Source organism: Acidovorax sp. GW458-11-26-14-TSB4, assembly GCF_059423865.1.
The window spans coordinates 1-16398 of the sequence record NZ_JBWKYR010000031.1; the positions used below are offsets into that span (position 1 = coordinate 1).

Genomic DNA, 16398 nt, shown 5'->3' on the forward strand with positions numbered 1-16398 from the left:
ATGGGTTGAACTGTACGCCGCACGTGTTCAGAGAAAAACCAGCCAGTCGCGAATTGACTGTTCCAGTTTTGGAAATAATGGCTGGTGGGTGGATGGGCCTGCCGATCAGGTGGTAATCCGCATGTAACTGGTTTCGTGTGAAAATTGAAATTCAATTACATAACCCGCAGAGACAAGCCCATGCAAATCCGCCGCGCCACCAAGATCGTTGCCACCCTGGGTCCCGCATCGAGCGACCCGCAACTGCTGGAGGCCATGATCCGTGCAGGCGTCAATGTGGTGCGCCTGAACTTCAGCCACGGCAAGGCGCAGGACCACATCGACCGCGCCACCACGGTGCGCGCCGCCGCGCAGCGCGCCGGCCGCGAAGTGGCCATCATGGCCGACCTGCAGGGCCCCAAGATCCGCGTCGGCAAGTTCGCCGAGGGCAAGGTGCAACTGGTGCCGGGTGAGAAATTCGTGCTTGATGCCTCGCGCACCGAACCGGGTGACATCAACGGCGTGGGGCTCGACTACAAGGAACTGCCGCGCGACGTGAAGGCCGGCGACGTGCTGCTGCTCAACGATGGCCTCATCGTGCTCACCGTGGACGCCGTGCGGGGTGAAGAGGTGCACACCACCGTCAAGCTGGGTGGCGAGCTGTCCAACAACAAGGGCATCAACAAGCAGGGCGGCGGCCTCACGGCACCCGCGCTCACGGCCAAGGACATGGAGGACATCCGCACCGCGATGAGCTTCCAGGCCGACTACGTGGCGGTGAGTTTTCCGAAGAACGCGACCGACATGGAGATGGCGCGCCAGCTGTGCAACGTGGCGGCGTCCGAGTTCCGCCACAAGCCGGGCCTGATCGCCAAGATCGAGCGCGCCGAGGCGATTCCGCACCTCGAAGCCATCCTGCGCGTGAGCGACGGCATCATGGTCGCGCGTGGCGACCTGGCCGTGGAAGTGGGCAATGCCGCCGTGCCAGCGCTGCAAAAGAAGATGATCCGCATGGCGCGCGACCTGGACAAGGTCGTCATCACCGCCACGCAGATGATGGAGAGCATGATCACCAACCCCGTGCCCACGCGCGCCGAGGTTAGCGACGTGGCCAATGCCGTGCTCGACGGCACCGATGCCGTGATGCTCAGTGCCGAGACGGCGGCGGGCAAGTACCCGCTCGAAACCGTGATGGAAATGGCCACCATCTGCGCCGCCGCCGAGGCCGCCGAGGACCACCCCCTCGATGCCGATTTCACGGGCCAGACCTTTGGCCGCATCGACCAGTCCATCGCCATGGGCGCGCTGTTCACGGCGCACCACCTGGGCGCCAAGGCCATCGTGGCCATGACCGACAGCGGCGCCACGGCGCTGTGGATGAGCCGCCACCGCATCCACATCCCGATCTATGCGCTCACCCCCAAGGTGGCCACGCAGCGCAAGATGGCCATGTACCGCAATGTGCGCCCGCTGCTCATGGACACCAGCGCCGACCGCGACACGGCGCTGGAGCAGGCCGAAGGCCACCTCAAGACGCGCAACATCGTGCAAAAGGGCGACGTCTACGCCATCACCTGCGGCGAACCCATGGGCGCGCCCGGCGGCACCAACATGCTCAAGATCTGCCGCGCAGGCTGATCCCGGGGGGTGCTCAGGCCGCGGGGGCCGCAGTGCCCGGCGTCCGGGCCATGCGGTCCCGCAGCACACGTGCGGAAAGGTCGCACATCCAGGCGACGGTCCAGCACAGCCAGCCTGACCACAGAGTGTGGCTCATGAAATGCGCGCCCCGCGCCTGCTGGGCCAGGCCCAGCAGCAAACCCCCCGCCAGCGAAGCCGCCAGGCAGGCCCACGCCGCCTGCGGCTGCGAGCGCCGCAGGGCGAACCAGCCCCCGACGAAGGCGAAGCCGGCCGAGGCATGGCCGGCGGGGAAGCACCTGCCGCCGCCGCCATCCACCAGGCCCCAGGCCCAGTGCGAGGCATAGCGCGCCACGCCGCCGAATTCGGCCAGGTCCCAGGGGCAACTGGTGCTGCTCAGGTTCTTGGCGATGCCCACCGCGGCCAGTGCGAGCAGCGCACTCGCCACCCACTGCAGGCGCTCACCCATGTCCAGGCGGCGCAGCGGGCCCAGGGGCCACCACACGCCGAGTGCCAGCAGCAAGACGAGCAGCCAGCCCACCCGTCGCGCCCCTTCGTGCGCAACGTGCACGAAGAACCACTGGTCGCGCATCGGAAATCCCGAGGCATCGCCAAAGGCGCGGGCCAGCGACCGGTCCTGGCCCAGAAAGTCCCACAGCACCACGAGGGCCAGGCAGGCCAGTGTCCAGGCCGCGATGCGCCGCTGTGCGGAGAACGGGGGGAGGGCGGGGTCAAGGGGCGAGGAAGGCAGGCGCATGGGGCGACGATAGGAATCCGCTCTTAAGGCCGTCTTAAACCCCTGCGGTGGTCTGGGCGCAGGCTGCGCGGGACTGCCACAATGCGCGCATGCGAATCCTTGTCGTGGAAGACGATGCCGGCATTGCCAGTGGCCTGCGGACCAACCTGCAGCAGCGCGGCTATGCGGTCGATGTGTGCGATGGCGTGGCGGGCGCCTGGGCGGCCCTGCGCGCCGAGCGCTTCGATGCCGTGCTGCTGGACCTGGGCCTGAAGGACGGCGACGGCAGCGAAGTGCTGCGCCGCCTGCGCGCCAGTCCGGTCGCCACCGCCGGGGTTCAGGTCGCAGTGGTGCTCCCGGACCCGGCTACGCCGGTGCTGATCCTCACGGCGCGCGACCACGTGACCGAGCGCATCGCCGGGCTGGACCTGGGGGCCGACGACTACCTGGTCAAGCCCTTCAACGTCGATGAGCTCGAAGCCCGGCTGCGCGCCCTGCTGCGCCGTGCCACCGGCCGCGCCACCCCCACGCTGCGCCACGGCGACATCGAGCTGGACCCCGGGGCGCGCACGGTGCTCCAGGCCGGGCAAGCGGTGGAGATGTCGCCGCGCGAGTTCTCGGTGCTCTGGGTGCTGATGGATGCACGTGGCCGCGTGCTCTCGCGCCAGCAGATCGAAGAGCGCCTGTACAGCTGGGACGTGGCCATCGAGAGCAATGCCATCGAGGTCTACATCCACCACCTGCGCCGCAAGCTGGGCAGCGCCTGCATCCAGACCATGCGCGGCGTGGGCTATTTCATGCCGCAGGAGAAAACCGGATGATGAAGGCCTGGGGCCGGCGCCTGCTGCGCGTGGCCGGCAGCTCCTCGCTCACCCGACAGCTGCTGCTGTGGTCGCTGGGAGCCCTGGCCCTGGTGTGGGCCAGCTTTGTCTACCTGGGCTACCAGACCGGCATCCACGAGGCCGACGAACTGACCGACGGCCACCTGGCCAGCGTCGCGGCGCTGCTGCTCAACCTGCGCGCGTCCGAGTCGGTGGATGTGGAGAACACCACCCAGCGGGCCGCTATGCCCTGGCTCAAGGCGCACGACTACCAGCAGTCGCTGAGCGTGGTGCAGTGGGACGCCCAGGGCCGCCTGCTGGCACACACTGGCAGTGCTCCCCTGCCCGCCTTCAGTGCGGCCGAAGGCTTTTCCAACCTCACGCTGGGCCCCAAGGCGACGGTGTGGCGCAGCTTTTCCCAGTGGTCGGCCGACCGCAGCCGCAAGGTGGTGGTGCTGCTGGAACTGGGTGAGCGCGACGACCTGGCCGAGGACATCGCCGAGCAGATGGTGGAGCCCGGCCTGTGGCTGCTGCCCGTCGTGGCCCTGGCGCTGGGCCTGGCGCTGTGGCGGGGGCTGCGCCCCTTGTACGAGCTGTCGCGCGACGTGGCCGCGCTCGACCCGGCCAGCGCCGAGCGGCTGACCGCCCGGCGCGCCTGGAGCGAGTTCGAGTCGGTGGTGGCGTCCATCAACACGCTGCTGGAGCGCCAGCAGGCCGCCATGGCACGCGAGCGCCGCCTCGCCAACGAGGTGGCGCACGAACTGCGCACGCCCCTGTCGTCGATTGCATTGCAGGCCAGCGCGCTCGACAAGGGGCTGGACATCGAGGCCCAGGCCCAGGCGGTGGCCCGCATCGGCCAGGACGCGCTGCGCGCCGGCCATGTGCTCAACCAACTGCTGGCCCTGGCGCGCACCAGCCGGGCCGAGCTGCACGAGGCCAAGGCGCCGCTGGACCTGGCGGCCATCGGCCGCGCGGTCTGCGCCGACTACGCCCAGGCCGCCTGGCAGCGCGGCGACGAGATCGCGCTGGCCGGGCCTGAGCGGATGGCCATGGCGGGCCATGCCGTGCTGCTGGACCTGGCGCTGCGCAATCTGATAGAAAACGCCCTCAAGCACACCCCGGAAGGCACCCAAATCGCCGTGCAGATGGGCTGGGACGGCGGTGGCACGGCCTGGCTGCAGGTCTGCGACGACGGCAGGCGCGAAGCGGATGGCCACGGCCTCCCGGTGCCGGTGGACAGCCTGCACCTGGGGCACGAGATCGTGCGCCGGGTGGCCGAGGCCCATGGCGGCCGTTTCGAGGCGGCGCCCGCCCCCGCCCCGTTTACCACCTGCTACCGGCTGGAATTTCCTACAACCCCTCTGGCGGGGGCCGGGTAAAATCACCGGTTACCAAGCGGTTACCGACCGCGCTGCGCCTGCCACCGGGCGCCCGGCACCCCATCAACCCCTGTACGGACCTCACGACCATGCCCCTCGTCTCGATGCGCGAACTGCTCGACCACGCCGCAGCCAACAGCTACGGCATCCCTGCCTTCAACGTCAACAACCTGGAACAGGTCCAGGCCGTGATGGCGGCTGCCGACGAGGTGGGCGCACCGGTGATCCTGCAGGCCAGTGCCGGCGCCCGCAAGTACGCCGGCGAGCCCTTCATCAAGCACCTGATCCAGGCCGCCGTCGAGGCCTTCCCCCACATCCCGCTGGTGATGCACCAGGACCATGGCACCTCGCCCAAGGTCTGTTCGGGCGCCATCGACCTGGGCTTCGGCTCGGTGATGATGGACGGCTCGCTGATGGAAGACGGCAAGACCCCTGCCTCCTTCGACTACAACGTGGATGTGACGCGCAAGGTCGTGGAGATGGCGCACAAGGTCGGCGTCACGGTCGAAGGTGAACTGGGCTGCCTGGGCAACCTGGAAACCGGCGAGGCCGGCGAGGAAGACGGCATCGGCGCCGAGGGCAAGCTCGACCACAGCCAGATGCTGACCGACCCCGAGGAAGCTGCCGTGTTCGTCAAGGCCACCCAGCTCGACGCCCTGGCGATTGCCATCGGCACCAGCCATGGCGCCTACAAGTTCAGCCGCAAGCCCACGGGCGACATCCTGGCCATCAGCCGCGTCAAGGAAATCCACCAGCGCATTCCCAACACCCACCTGGTGATGCATGGCTCCTCCTCGGTGCCCGCCGAGCTGCTGGCGGTGATCAACCAGTACGGCGGCAAGATGAAGGAAACCTACGGCGTGCCCGTCGAGGAGATCCAGGAAGCCATCAAGTACGGCGTGCGCAAGATCAACATCGACACCGACATCCGTCTGGCCATGACCGGCGCGGTGCGCAAGTTCCTGGCCGAGAACCCCGACAAGTTCGACGCGCGCGAATGGCTCAAGCCCGCGCGCGAGGCTGCCAAGCAGGTCTGCAAGGCGCGCTACCTCGAATTCGGCTGCGAAGGCCAGGGCAGCAAGATCAAGGGCCTGAGCCTGCAGCAGGTGGCCCAGCAGTACGCAGCCGGCACGCTGGCCCAGGTCGTGCACTGACCCGGCTCCGCCTCCGGCAAAGCCCGCCAGCCCTGTGCTCGCGGGCTTTTTTCTTGCCGAAGTGTCTCCTTTGCGATGGGGAGTTGCCTCTACATCAGGAGAAAGCGCCAGGCATCAAAGTTTCTTCATGTAAGCTCATGGTCAGCAAGTAAGTAATTCCACTGACCTTACCCCTGAGCAAGGAGACGACATGCTGATTGGTGTGCCTGCAGAGTCCATGGCCGGAGAGACCCGGGTCGCGGTGACGCCCGAGACGGTCAAGAAACTCAAGGCCCAGGGCCATACCCTGCGCATCGAGGCCGGCGCCGGCATTGCCGCCAGCGTCACCGACGCCGCCTACGAGGCCGCCGGTGCCGAGATCACTGATGCCGCGGGCGCCTGGGGCGCCGACCTGCTGCTCAAGGTGCGCTGCCCGTCCGAAGCCGAGACGCCGCGCCTGCGCGCAGGCAGCACGCTGGTCGGCATGCTCAACCCCTTTGACGCCGCCGGCCTGCAGCGCCTGGCGACGGCCGGCGTGACGGCCTATGCCCTGGAAGCCGCCCCCCGCACCACCCGTGCGCAAAGCATGGACGTGCTGTCCTCCCAGGCCAACATCGCCGGCTACAAGGCCGTGATGATCGCCGCCGACCGCTACCAGCGGTTCTTCCCCATGCTCATGACGGCCGCCGGCACCGTGAAGGCCGCGCGCGTGGTGATCCTGGGCGTGGGCGTGGCCGGCCTGCAGGCCATCGCCACGGCCAAGCGCCTGGGCGCGGTGATCGAGGCCTCGGACGTGCGCCCCAGCGTCAAGGAACAGGTCGAGTCGCTGGGCGCCAAGTTCATCGACGTGCCCTACGAGACGCAGGAAGAAAAGGACGCCGCTGAAGGCGTGGGCGGCTATGCCCGCCCCATGCCGCAAAGCTGGCTGGACCGGCAGAAGGCCGAAGTCGCCAAGCGCGTCGCGCAGGCCGACGTGGTCATCACCACCGCCTTGATTCCCGGCCGCCCGGCCCCGGTGCTGGTGACCGAAGACATGGTAAGGTCGATGAAGGCCGGCTCGGTGATCGTCGACCTCGCTGCGCCCCAGGGCGGCAACTGCCCGCTCACCGAACCCGGCCAGACCGTGGTCAAGCACGGCGTGACGCTGGTAGGGGAGACCAACCTGCCGGCCCTGGTGGCGGCCGATGCCTCTTCGCTCTATGCACGCAACGTGCTCGACTTCCTCAAGCTCATCGTCAACAAGGAAGGTGCCCTGCACATGGACCTGCAGGACGATATCGTGGCCGCCTGCCTGATGGCCCACGAAGGCACGGTGAAGCGCGCATGAGGGCGCTCCCCCGCCTGCTGGCCGCGATGGGCGCGACGGCGGTCCTGGCTGCATGCGCTCCCATGCCCGCCGGCCCGGCCGAATTCAGCGCCGGGCGCACGCGCGTGGTGCTGCCATCCCCCGCCTGGGAAGACCTGGGCAGCTTCAGCGAAACCCTGTCGGCGCTGCCACCGCCGGCCAGCGTGCCCCTGCAGACCCGTGCCGTGGCCTTGCGCGGAGCACGCAACGAAGTGCTGGCCGTCATGCTGGTGCAATCCCACCAGCGCAGCGATCCGCGCGATCGCACGCTGTGGACCGCCTCCTGCCCGCAGGAGCAGGGCCTGTGGGTGCGGGACGCCGCCGCCGGCAGCCCGCTGCGCGTGGATTGCCTGCGCTTCAAGCGCTGGGCCCACACCAGCGACCGCTTCCTGGACAAGGCCCACCCCGGCCTGGTGCGCTGGATCGGCGAGCGCGGCGTGGCACTCGCACAGCCGCACTCGCACGTGAACTACCGCTACGCCACCGAGGGCGGCGCCTACATCGAGGTGGATGCCCTGGTGGACCTGCGCCTGCTGAAGCTGCCCGCCGTCAACACGCCCGACTACCTGCGCGCAGGCCTGCCGGCCGAGGACTGGAGCCAGCAGATGGCGCGTGCCGTGCGCGTGAGCGTCGGCATGCTCGATGGATTCCTGGCCGTGCCGCCGTTCCCCGCCGCACTGCCGCAGTAAAAATCAAGGAAGGCACGGAACATGGGGATCATTTTGCAAATCCTGGGCCTGGTCATCACCTTCACCATGGCCATGGAGGCCCTGCGGCGCTTCGGCATCGATGTGGGCTGGCTCAACCCGCTGACCTTCTTCCACCGGCGCGCCTGGCGGAAAAAGGTCACCACGCCACCGCTCTACGCGCTCGACCATCCGGTGGACGTGGTCGCCGTGCTGGCCCTGGCCACGGTGCAGACCACGGGCGCCATCACCGTGCAGCAGAAGACCGGCGTGCAGGCGCTGCTGCGCGAGCACCTGGCGCTGACCGAAGGCGATGCCGGCAGCCTCTGGGTGGCCAGCGCACACCTGCTGCGCAACCGCGCGCTTGCGCTCACCGAGCTGCCCGAGGTACTCGCGCGCAGCGCCGACAAGTTCACCGATTACCACGTGCAAACGCTCAAGACCGTGATGCGATCGGCCGCTCTGATCGAGCCGCCCATCAACCCGGCCCAGCAACAGCTGATCGACGCTGTGGATGCCTATTTCGCCAAGAAGAACGCCGCCAAGGGCCCCTGGTCTGCCGGAACCTAACGCCAATTGAAGAAAGAAGGACACATTTCCATGGATGCCGTCTCTCCCACCCTCATCAACCTGATCATCTTCGTGCTGGCCATCTATGTCGGCTACCACGTGGTCTGGACGGTGACCCCCGCGCTGCACACGCCGCTGATGGCGGTGACCAACGCCATCTCTGCCATCGTCATCGTGGGGGCCATGCTGGCCGCCGCGCTCACCGAGACCACGCTGGGCAAGAGCATGGGCGTGATCGCCGTGGCGCTGGCCGCGGTCAACGTGTTCGGCGGTTTCCTCGTGACGCGCCGCATGCTGGAGATGTTCAAGAAGAAGGACAGGAAGGCCGCCGCGCCCAAGGCCGAAGGAGGCCAGGCATGAGCATGAACCTTGTCACGCTGCTGTACCTGGTGGCCAGCGTCTGCTTCATCCAGGCGCTCAAAGGGCTCTCGCACCCCACCACGTCGATCCGCGGCAACATCTTCGGCATGACCGGCATGGCGATTGCCGTGTTCACCACGGCGGCGCTGATCTGGACCTTATCGGGCGGCAAGCCAGAGGGCCTGGCCTATGTGCTGGGCGCCCTGGTGGTGGGCGGCGCGGCCGGTGCCCTCATGGCCAACCGGGTCGAGATGACCAAGATGCCCGAGCTCGTGGCCTTCATGCACAGCATGATCGGCCTGGCCGCGGTGTGCATCGCGGTGGCCGTGGTGGCCGAGCCCTGGGCCTTTGCCATCGTGCCCAAGGATGCGCCGATTCCCGGCGGCAACCGCATCGAGCTGGCGCTGGGTGCCTTCATCGGCGCAGTGACCTTCAGTGGATCGGTGATCGCCTTCGGCAAGCTCTCGGGCAAGTACAAGTTCCGCCTGTTCCAGGGTGCGCCCGTGCAGTTCCCCGGCCAGCACAAGCTCAACCTGGTGCTGGGCCTGGCCGTGCTGTTCTTCTGCTTCGGCTTCTGGCACTCGCAAAGCTGGATCGACATCGTGCTGGTGATCGCGCTCGGCTTCATCCTCGGCGTGCTGATCATCATCCCCATCGGCGGGGCCGACATGCCGGTGGTGGTCTCCATGCTCAACAGCTACTCGGGCTGGGCGGCTGCGGGCATCGGCTTCTCGCTCAACAACTCGATGCTGATCATCGCCGGCTCGCTGGTGGGCAGCTCGGGCGCGATTCTGAGCTACATCATGTGCAAAGCCATGAACCGCTCGTTCTTCAACGTGATCCTGGGCGGCTTCGGCGGTGACGCGGCCACCGCTGCATCCGGGGCCAAGGAGCAGCGGCCGGTCAAGAGCGGCAGTTCGGATGACGCGGCATTCGTGCTCGGCAATGCCGAGACCGTGGTCATCGTGCCCGGCTACGGCCTGGCCGTGGCGCGCGCCCAGCACGCGGTCAAGGAGCTGGCGGCCAAGCTCACCGAGAAGGGTGTGACGGTGAAGTACGCCATTCACCCGGTGGCGGGCCGCATGCCCGGCCACATGAACGTGCTGCTGGCCGAGGCCGAAGTACCCTACGATCAGGTGTTCGAGATGGAAGACATCAACGGCGAGTTCGGCCAGGCCGACGTGGCCATCATCCTGGGCGCCAACGACGTGGTGAACCCCGCCGCGCACACCAAGGGCAGCCCCATCTATGGCATGCCCATCCTGGAGGCCTACAAGGCCAAGACCGTGATCGTGAACAAGCGCTCCATGGCGGCAGGCTATGCCGGCCTGGACAACGAGCTGTTCTACATGGACAAGACCATGATGGTCTTCGGCGATGCCAAGAAGGTCGTCGAGGACATCGGCAAGGCCATCGAGTAGACCTTTTCCCCGCGGAGTAAGACCCTTCGGACGCTACGGCAACAGCGCTGTCGCCTAGGGGAAACTAAGCACCCACGGAGCCACCACCGGCAGAGACAATGCCGGGGTTCCATTGCAACGAGAAGTTTGGAGAGACACGCATCATGACCGACCGTCCCTGGTTGTCCGCCTATCCGCAAGGCGTTCCCGCCGATATCGATACCTCGCAGTACCCCTCCCTGGTGGCGCTGATGGACGAGGCGTTCACCAAGTACGCCAGCCGCGTGGCCTACAGCTTCATGGGCAAGGACGTGAGCTATGCCCAGACCGATTCGCTGAGCGCCGCCTTCGCCGCCTACCTGCAGGGCCTGGGCCTGGTCAAGGGCGACCGTGTGGCCATCATGATGCCCAATGTGCCGCAGTACCCCGTGGCCGTGGCCGGCATCCTGCGCGCCGGCTTCGTCGTGGTCAACGTGAACCCGCTGTACACCCCGCGCGAACTGGAGCACCAGCTCAAGGACTCGGGGGCCAAGGCCATCGTCATCATCGAGAACTTCGCCACCACGCTGCAGCAGTGCATCGCCAACACCCCCGTCAAGCACGTGGTGCTGGCGGCCATGGGCGACCAGCTGGGCCTGCTCAAGGGCACGCTGGTCAACTACGTGGTGCGCAACGTCAAGAAGATGGTGCCCGCCTACGACCTGCCTGGCGCTGTGCGCTTCAACGACGCGGTGGCCAAGGGCACGCGCGGCAGCTTCAAGAAGCCCGACATCCGCTCCGACGACATCGCCCTGCTGCAGTACACCGGCGGCACCACCGGCGTGAGCAAGGGCGCGGTGCTCCTGCATCGCAATGTGATCGCCAACGTGCTGCAGTCCGAGGCCTGGAACGCGCCCGTGATGGCCAAGGTCCCCTCGGGCGAGCAGCCCACCAGCGTCTGCGCGCTGCCGCTGTACCACATCTTCGCGTTCACCGTGAACATGATGCTGTCCATGCGCACGGGCGGCAAGACCATCCTGATCCCGAATCCGCGCGACCTGCCGGCGGTGCTCAAGGAACTGTCCAAGCACACCTTCCACAGCTTCCCGGCGGTGAACACGCTGTTCAACGGCCTGGCCAACCACCCGGACTTCAATACCGTCAACTGGAAGAACCTCAAGGTCTCGGTGGGCGGCGGCATGGCCGTGCAGGGCGCCGTGGCCAAGCTCTGGCTGGAGAAGACCGGGTGCCCCATCTGCGAAGGCTACGGCCTGTCGGAGACCAGCCCCTCGGCCAGCTGCAACCCCGTGACGGCCAAGGAGTACACCGGCACCATCGGTGTGCCGATCCCCGGCACCATGATGAAGCTGCTCGACGACGAAGGCCACGAAGTCACCACCCTGGGCCAGCCCGGCGAGATCGCCATCAAGGGCCCGCAGGTCATGGCCGGCTACTGGCAGCGCCCCGACGAGACCGCCAAGGTCATGACCGAGGACGGCTACTTCAAGTCTGGCGACATCGGCATCATGGATGAGCGCGGCTACTTCAAGATCGTGGACCGCAAGAAGGACATGGTGCTCGTCAGCGGCTTCAACGTCTACCCCAACGAGGTCGAGGAAGTGGTCGCCAACTGCCCTGGCGTGCTCGAATGCGCGGTGGTCGGCGTGCCCGACGAGAAGACAGGCGAGGCCGTCAAGCTGGTCATCGTGAAGAAGGACCCCGGCCTCACCGAAGCCCAGGTGAAGGAATACTGCAAGGCCAACCTCACGGGCTACAAGCAGCCACGCGTGATCGAGTTCCGCACTGAACTGCCCAAGACCCCGGTGGGCAAGATCCTGCGCCGCGAGCTGCGCGACAAGAAGTAAGACGGCGGCGCCATGCCGCTGGGCACGCTCTACGCCTGGGGCGCCAACCACCTGGGCCAGGCAGGTGCCGGCCCCGGCGAGGACCGGCTGGCCCCCTTGCCGGTGGAGGGCCTGCCGCCCGTGCAGGCGGTCTGCGCCAGCCCCGCAGGTGCCGTGCTGGCACTCGATGGCAAAGGTAGTGTCTGGAGCTGGGGCTGGAACCACCAGGGCATGCTCGGGCGCGGGGCGCAGCCGGCCGGCGCACAGCCCATCTGGCCGCCCACGTTGCTGCGCCGGCGGCGCCACCGCATGCTGGAGCCGGATCCTGCGGACCCCGCAGCCATCGTGCTGCAAGGCGCATGTCCGCCCGCCCCGTTGCCTGGCCTTCCGCCCATCGGGCGGATCGCCCTGGGCAATGACAACGGCTATGCGCTCGATGCCGAGGGCCAGCTCTGGGCCTGGGGCGCGGGCATCGGCACCGGCCACCCCTGGCCGAAGAACCAGATCGAGACGCCCGTGCACTGGGCGCCCGTGCGCGTGCCAGGACTGCCGGCCCTGCGCAGCGTGCACGTCCACCCCGAGGGGCTGGCGGCCTACGCCATCGACACCACCGGCCAGGCCTGGAGCTGGGGCAACGGCTGCGAAGGCGAACTTGGCCACGGCAAGCGGCGCAACGACCATGTACCCGGGCGCATCACTGGCCTGAGCGCGGTGCGCTCCTGGCGGCTGGCAGCTTCTGCGCGCTGGCCGTGCAGGAGGACGGCAGCGCCTGGGGCTGGGGCAAAGCCCAGGACGGCGTGGGCTTTCTGCCGCCCACCAAGCGCACGCTGAGGGTGCCGGAGCCCGTGCCTGTGCAGGACATGGGCGCTGCCGTACGCCAGGCCTGGATGGGCGGTCACCTGGCCCTCTACCGCACGGTGGATGGTTCCATGCATGGCGCCTGGGTCGGGCTGCTGGAGCTGCTGGCGCGCCATGCGCTGGGCAACGGCGAACCGGACGAAGACCTGCTGCGCCAGGCAGTTCCCCTGTCTCTGCCGGGCACGGTGCTGGCCATGGCAGCCGCAGGCCACAGTTCCTTCGCCGTCTGCATGCCTGGATAATTGCCGCCTGTCCCGGTGCACGCAGGCCCCGGGGCTCCGCCAGAGCGTTGCGAAGAAGAAAAGAAAAGCCCGTCCGACCGTTCCCTTGCCATGACCACAGCCATCCTCAGTGCCTTGCCCGAAGAGCAGTCCAGCCTCATCGCCCGGCTCGAGCGCGCCCAGCGCCTTACCCATGCGGGCCGCTCCTTCTGGAAGGGCGAGTTGTGCGGCCGGCCCGTGCTGCTGGCGCTCTCGGGCATCGGCAAGGTGGCGGCCGCGACCACGGCCACGGCGCTGGTCGAGCACTTCGGGGTGGCGCGCATCGTCTTCACCGGCGTGGCCGGCGGGCTGGCCGAGGGCGTGAACGTGGGGGACGTGGTGGTCGCCCAGGCCTTCCTGCAGCACGACATGGACGCATCGCCCCTGTTCCCGCGCTGGGAGGTACCCGGCTATGCGCGCACGCGCTTCGACTGCGACGCGCGCCTGGCCACCCTGCTGCAGGACGCGGCCCGCAACTGCCTGTCCGGCGCCGGCCGCCTGCCCGAACTGGGCGACGGCGCCCACCGCGTGCACCACGGCCTGGTGGCCAGCGGCGACCGCTTCGTATCGAGCGCGCCGGAGGCCCAGCAGCTGCGCCAGGCCCTTCAGGAGGCCGGCCACCCCGTGCTCGCCGTCGAAATGGAAGGCGCCGCCGTGGCCCAGGTCTGCCTGGACTACAGCATCCCCTTCGCCGCCATCCGCACGGTCTCCGACCGTGCCGACGACACCGCCCACGCCGACTTCGCCCACTTCGTCCAGACCGTCGCCAGCCGCTACGCCGAGCACATGGTCCAGGCCCTGATGCGAACGCTGTGAGCGGATAGCATCAGGCGCTGTCTCGCTTGAACCCCGCCGCATCGCACGAAGGCGCGCAGCGCCCGAAGTGCAAATACCAGCGCCACCGTGGATCCGGCTTTGCCGGTCCAGGGGTGGCGTCCCCCTCAGGGGGGAAGGCGCGCAGCGCCACAGGGGGGAGCCTATTTCAACCAGCCCCGCTTGCGGAAATACCACATCGGCCCGAGCGCGCTCGCCACCATGAGTGCGATGCCATAGGCGTAACCGTAGGTCCACTTGAGCTCGGGCATGAACTCGAAGTTCATGCCGTACACGCTGGCGATCAGCGTTGGCGGCAGCAGCGCCACGCTGGCCACCGAGAAGATCTTGATGATCTTGTTCTGGTTGATGTTGATGAAACCGACCGTGGCGTCCATCAGGAAGTTGATCTTGTCGAACAGGAAGGCCGTGTGGTTGTCCAGCGATTCGATGTCGCGCAGGATCTGGCGCGCCTCCTCGAACTGCTCGGCGTTGAGCATCTTGCTGCGCATCATGAAGCTCACCGCGCGGCGCGTGTCCATCACGTTGCGGCGGATGCGGCCGTTCAAGTCTTCCTGGCGTGCGATGGCGGCCAGCACCTCGCCGGCGCGGGTGTCGGTCACGTCGCCGGCCAGCACCTGCTTGCTCACGGATTCGAGTTCGTCGTAGATGTTCTCCAGCGTGTCGGCCGAGTACTCGGCGTCCGCATCGAACAGCTTGAGCAGCACTTCCTTGGCGTCCTCGATGAGGCCGGGCGCGCGGCGCGCCCGCATGCGCAGCAGCCGGAAGACGGGTACGTCCTCGTCGTGGATGGAGAACAGCACGCCCCGGCTCTTGAGGTTGGCGTTGTGCTGGTTCAGGATGAAGGCCACGCGCACCGAGCGCGGGTTCTCATCGTCGTCGATCAAGAAGTCGCTGCGGATGTGCAGCTCGCCATTGTCTTCCTCGTAGAAGCGGGCGGATTCCTCGATGTCCTCGTCCATCGCATCCTCGGGGATGGACAGGCCGTAGTGCTGCTTGATCCAGCGTTTCTCTTCGAGCGTGGGGGCTTCCAGGTCCACCCAGATCGGCTGGAACTTGGCGAGCTCTTCCAGGGACTCGATCTCTTCCTGGAACAGCCGGCCATTGGCGAGCGTAAAGATGTTGAGCATGGGCTCACTCCCTTTGTATTTGGCGTCTGCGGTAGGGGGTCAGGGGTTGCTTTCAACCCCACGGCAGGCCGGGGAGCTGAAAGCTACCAACTCGGGTAGGTTTCCAAGGAGCTTTCTCCGTAATAAAAATGCAAGTGGTGGATTATCGCACCGGCCGGCCTGCGTGCCCCGGGGTTCAGGGGGCAGTTGCCGCACGGACGATGGCCAGTGCCCGGCAGAGGTCGGCCCAGGCGGCGGCCTTGTTGTCCTGCGAACGCAGCAGGAACGCAGGATCGTAGGTGACCACGGCCGGGCAGCCCGCCAGGGTGTGGGGCCCTGCGCGCAGGCGGCCCAGGGGCTCGGTGCTGGCCAGGGCGGCGCGGGCGGCCACGTGGCCCAGCACCAGCACCAGGGCCGGCTGCAGCGTGGCAACGGCCTGGGCCAGTTGTCCGGCCACATCGGCACCATTGCCATCCCCGCCGCCGGGTGCCGCGCGCTCCAGCGCCGCCAGGAACACGCGGGGGTGGCGGTGCAGCTGCATGGCGCGCAGCATGTTGTCCAGCAGCTTGCCGCTGTCGCCTGCCAGCGGGTCGGCGGGCGTGGGGATCTCGGCCACGATGAGCCAGCCGCTGCCCAGTCCTGCCGGGGTGCGTGCCGGGTCCGCCGTGGGGTACAGCGCCTGGGGCGCATGCAGGGACAGCCCGGTCGCCGCTGCCGCCACGGGTGCAGAAGGCGCCGTGGACGCCGGGGCGGCGGCGGGCACGGCTGGGCGCTGTGGTGCCGCGGGCATGGGGGCTGGCGGCGGCGCTGGCACGGGGCTGGTCGCCGGGGGCGAGTCCTGCGCGGCCTCGCGCAGGGGCGCGGCGCCGGCGAGGGCGGCTGCGGGCGGGGCCGCAACGGCTGCGCCAGGGGCCCACACGGTCACCCCCATCTCCTGCAGCATGGCGCGCTGGCGCGCATCGAGTGAAAGGCTCATAGGATGGATGGGCTCACAGGGGCAGGCTCATGACCATCGCGTCCTCGCGCTGGCCATGGTCGGCGGGGTAGTAGCGCTTGCGCTCGCCCACGCGGTGAAAGCCATGGGTTGCGTAGATGTGCTGGGCGCGCAGATTGCTGATCCGCACCTCCAGCCACAGCCACTGGGCGCCCTTGCCGCGCGACCACAGCGCCAGCGCATCCAGCAGCACCCGGGCCCAGCCCTGGCGTTGGTACTCCGGCGTGACGGTGAGGTTCAGCAGATGCACCTCGTCCACCCCCATCATGGCCACGAAGTAGCCCAGCAGGCGGTCGCCGCCCATCAGCAACTGGCACTCGTAGCGCGACGCCATGGCATCGATGAAATTGCCCCGCGTCCAGGGGTGGGTGTAGGCGCGCTGCTCCACCTCGAGCACGGCATCGAGATGGGCCAGCGTGAGGGCTTCCAGGCGCACCTCGGGGGCGTCGGCAGAGGGAGTGGGGACGGCGCTCATG

At 68.0% G+C, this 16398-nt stretch carries 17 protein-coding genes; 13 read left to right on the plus strand and 4 right to left on the minus strand.

Translation table 11 applies throughout. The annotated features are described in order from the left end of the window. Positions 1-180: 180 nt before the first annotated feature. Complete coding sequence (gene pyk / locus AC07X5_RS30080) at positions 181-1617, plus strand: pyruvate kinase (protein ID WP_494773127.1); 1437 nt, start codon at positions 181-183, stop codon at positions 1615-1617. Between the two features lie 13 nt (positions 1618-1630). Here pyk and AC07X5_RS30085 read toward each other — a convergent pair whose 3' ends face one another. After that, positions 1631-2371 (minus strand): phosphatase PAP2 family protein, encoded by a 741-nt coding sequence (locus AC07X5_RS30085; RefSeq protein ID WP_494773128.1) that lies wholly within the window; start codon positions 2369-2371, stop codon positions 1631-1633. An 89-nt stretch (positions 2372-2460) separates the two neighbouring features. On the opposite strand from AC07X5_RS30085, the gene AC07X5_RS30090 reads away from it, so the two are divergent. From AC07X5_RS30090 to AC07X5_RS30145, 12 genes are all read left to right on the plus strand, one after another. Next, positions 2461-3171 carry a response regulator gene (locus AC07X5_RS30090; protein WP_494773129.1) on the plus strand — a complete coding sequence of 237 codons (711 nt, stop codon included), beginning with the start codon at positions 2461-2463 and terminating at the stop codon, positions 3169-3171. After that, on the plus strand, positions 3171-4550 hold the full coding sequence (locus AC07X5_RS30095) for a histidine kinase dimerization/phospho-acceptor domain-containing protein (RefSeq protein WP_494773166.1): 1380 nt from the start codon (positions 3171-3173) through the stop codon (positions 4548-4550). The genes AC07X5_RS30090 and AC07X5_RS30095 overlap by 1 nt, the downstream gene beginning before the upstream one ends. A gap of 89 nt (positions 4551-4639) precedes the next feature. After that, positions 4640-5704 carry a class II fructose-bisphosphate aldolase gene (gene fba, locus AC07X5_RS30100; protein WP_494773130.1) on the plus strand — a complete coding sequence of 355 codons (1065 nt, stop codon included), beginning with the start codon at positions 4640-4642 and terminating at the stop codon, positions 5702-5704. Positions 5705-5894: 190 nt separating this feature from the next. Further along, positions 5895-7010 carry a Re/Si-specific NAD(P)(+) transhydrogenase subunit alpha gene (locus tag AC07X5_RS30105; protein WP_494773131.1) on the plus strand — a complete coding sequence of 372 codons (1116 nt, stop codon included), beginning with the start codon at positions 5895-5897 and terminating at the stop codon, positions 7008-7010. After that, positions 7007-7717 (plus strand): hypothetical protein, encoded by a 711-nt coding sequence (locus tag AC07X5_RS30110; RefSeq protein ID WP_494773132.1) that lies wholly within the window; start codon positions 7007-7009, stop codon positions 7715-7717. Before AC07X5_RS30105 ends, AC07X5_RS30110 begins: the two co-directional genes overlap by 4 nt. A 21-nt stretch (positions 7718-7738) precedes the next feature. Further along, on the plus strand, positions 7739-8284 hold the full coding sequence (locus AC07X5_RS30115) for a phenylacetic acid degradation protein (protein WP_494773133.1): 546 nt from the start codon (positions 7739-7741) through the stop codon (positions 8282-8284). A gap of 30 nt (positions 8285-8314) precedes the next feature. Beyond that, on the plus strand, positions 8315-8644 hold the full coding sequence (locus AC07X5_RS30120; protein WP_494773134.1) for an NAD(P) transhydrogenase subunit alpha part 2: 330 nt from the start codon (positions 8315-8317) through the stop codon (positions 8642-8644). After that, positions 8641-10065 (plus strand): NAD(P)(+) transhydrogenase (Re/Si-specific) subunit beta, encoded by a 1425-nt coding sequence (locus AC07X5_RS30125; RefSeq protein ID WP_494773135.1) that lies wholly within the window; start codon positions 8641-8643, stop codon positions 10063-10065. Before AC07X5_RS30120 ends, AC07X5_RS30125 begins: the two co-directional genes overlap by 4 nt. A 143-nt stretch (positions 10066-10208) precedes the next feature. Continuing rightward, positions 10209-11888, plus strand: a complete 1680-nt coding sequence (locus tag AC07X5_RS30130) for a long-chain-fatty-acid--CoA ligase (RefSeq protein ID WP_494773136.1) — start codon at positions 10209-10211, stop codon at positions 11886-11888. 12 nt (positions 11889-11900) lie between these two features. Next, on the plus strand, positions 11901-12698 hold the full coding sequence (locus tag AC07X5_RS30135; RefSeq protein WP_494773137.1) for an RCC1 domain-containing protein: 798 nt from the start codon (positions 11901-11903) through the stop codon (positions 12696-12698). Next, the gene (locus AC07X5_RS30140; RefSeq protein WP_494773138.1) at positions 12665-12967 is read left to right on the plus strand and encodes a hypothetical protein; all 303 of its coding nucleotides are present in this window, start codon (positions 12665-12667) and stop codon (positions 12965-12967) included. Before AC07X5_RS30135 ends, AC07X5_RS30140 begins: the two co-directional genes overlap by 34 nt. Before the next feature lie 90 nt (positions 12968-13057). Further along, complete coding sequence (locus AC07X5_RS30145) at positions 13058-13801, plus strand: 5'-methylthioadenosine/adenosylhomocysteine nucleosidase (RefSeq protein WP_494773139.1); 744 nt, start codon at positions 13058-13060, stop codon at positions 13799-13801. A 161-nt stretch (positions 13802-13962) separates the two neighbouring features. Here the strand turns inward: AC07X5_RS30145 and corA are convergent, their stop codons facing one another. From corA to rimI, 3 genes are all read right to left on the minus strand, one after another. Further along, entirely contained in the window at positions 13963-14949 is a 987-nt protein-coding gene (corA, locus tag AC07X5_RS30150; RefSeq protein WP_494773140.1) for a magnesium/cobalt transporter CorA, read from the minus strand. 175 nt (positions 14950-15124) lie between these two features. Next, a complete protein-coding gene (locus tag AC07X5_RS30155; RefSeq protein ID WP_409957806.1) occupies positions 15125-15904 on the minus strand; it encodes a uracil-DNA glycosylase family protein in 780 nt (259 codons plus the stop codon). 13 nt (positions 15905-15917) lie between these two features. Continuing rightward, on the minus strand, positions 15918-16397 hold the full coding sequence (gene rimI / locus AC07X5_RS30160; RefSeq protein ID WP_409957807.1) for a ribosomal protein S18-alanine N-acetyltransferase: 480 nt from the start codon (positions 16395-16397) through the stop codon (positions 15918-15920). Between the last annotated feature and the right edge of the window lies 1 nt (position 16398).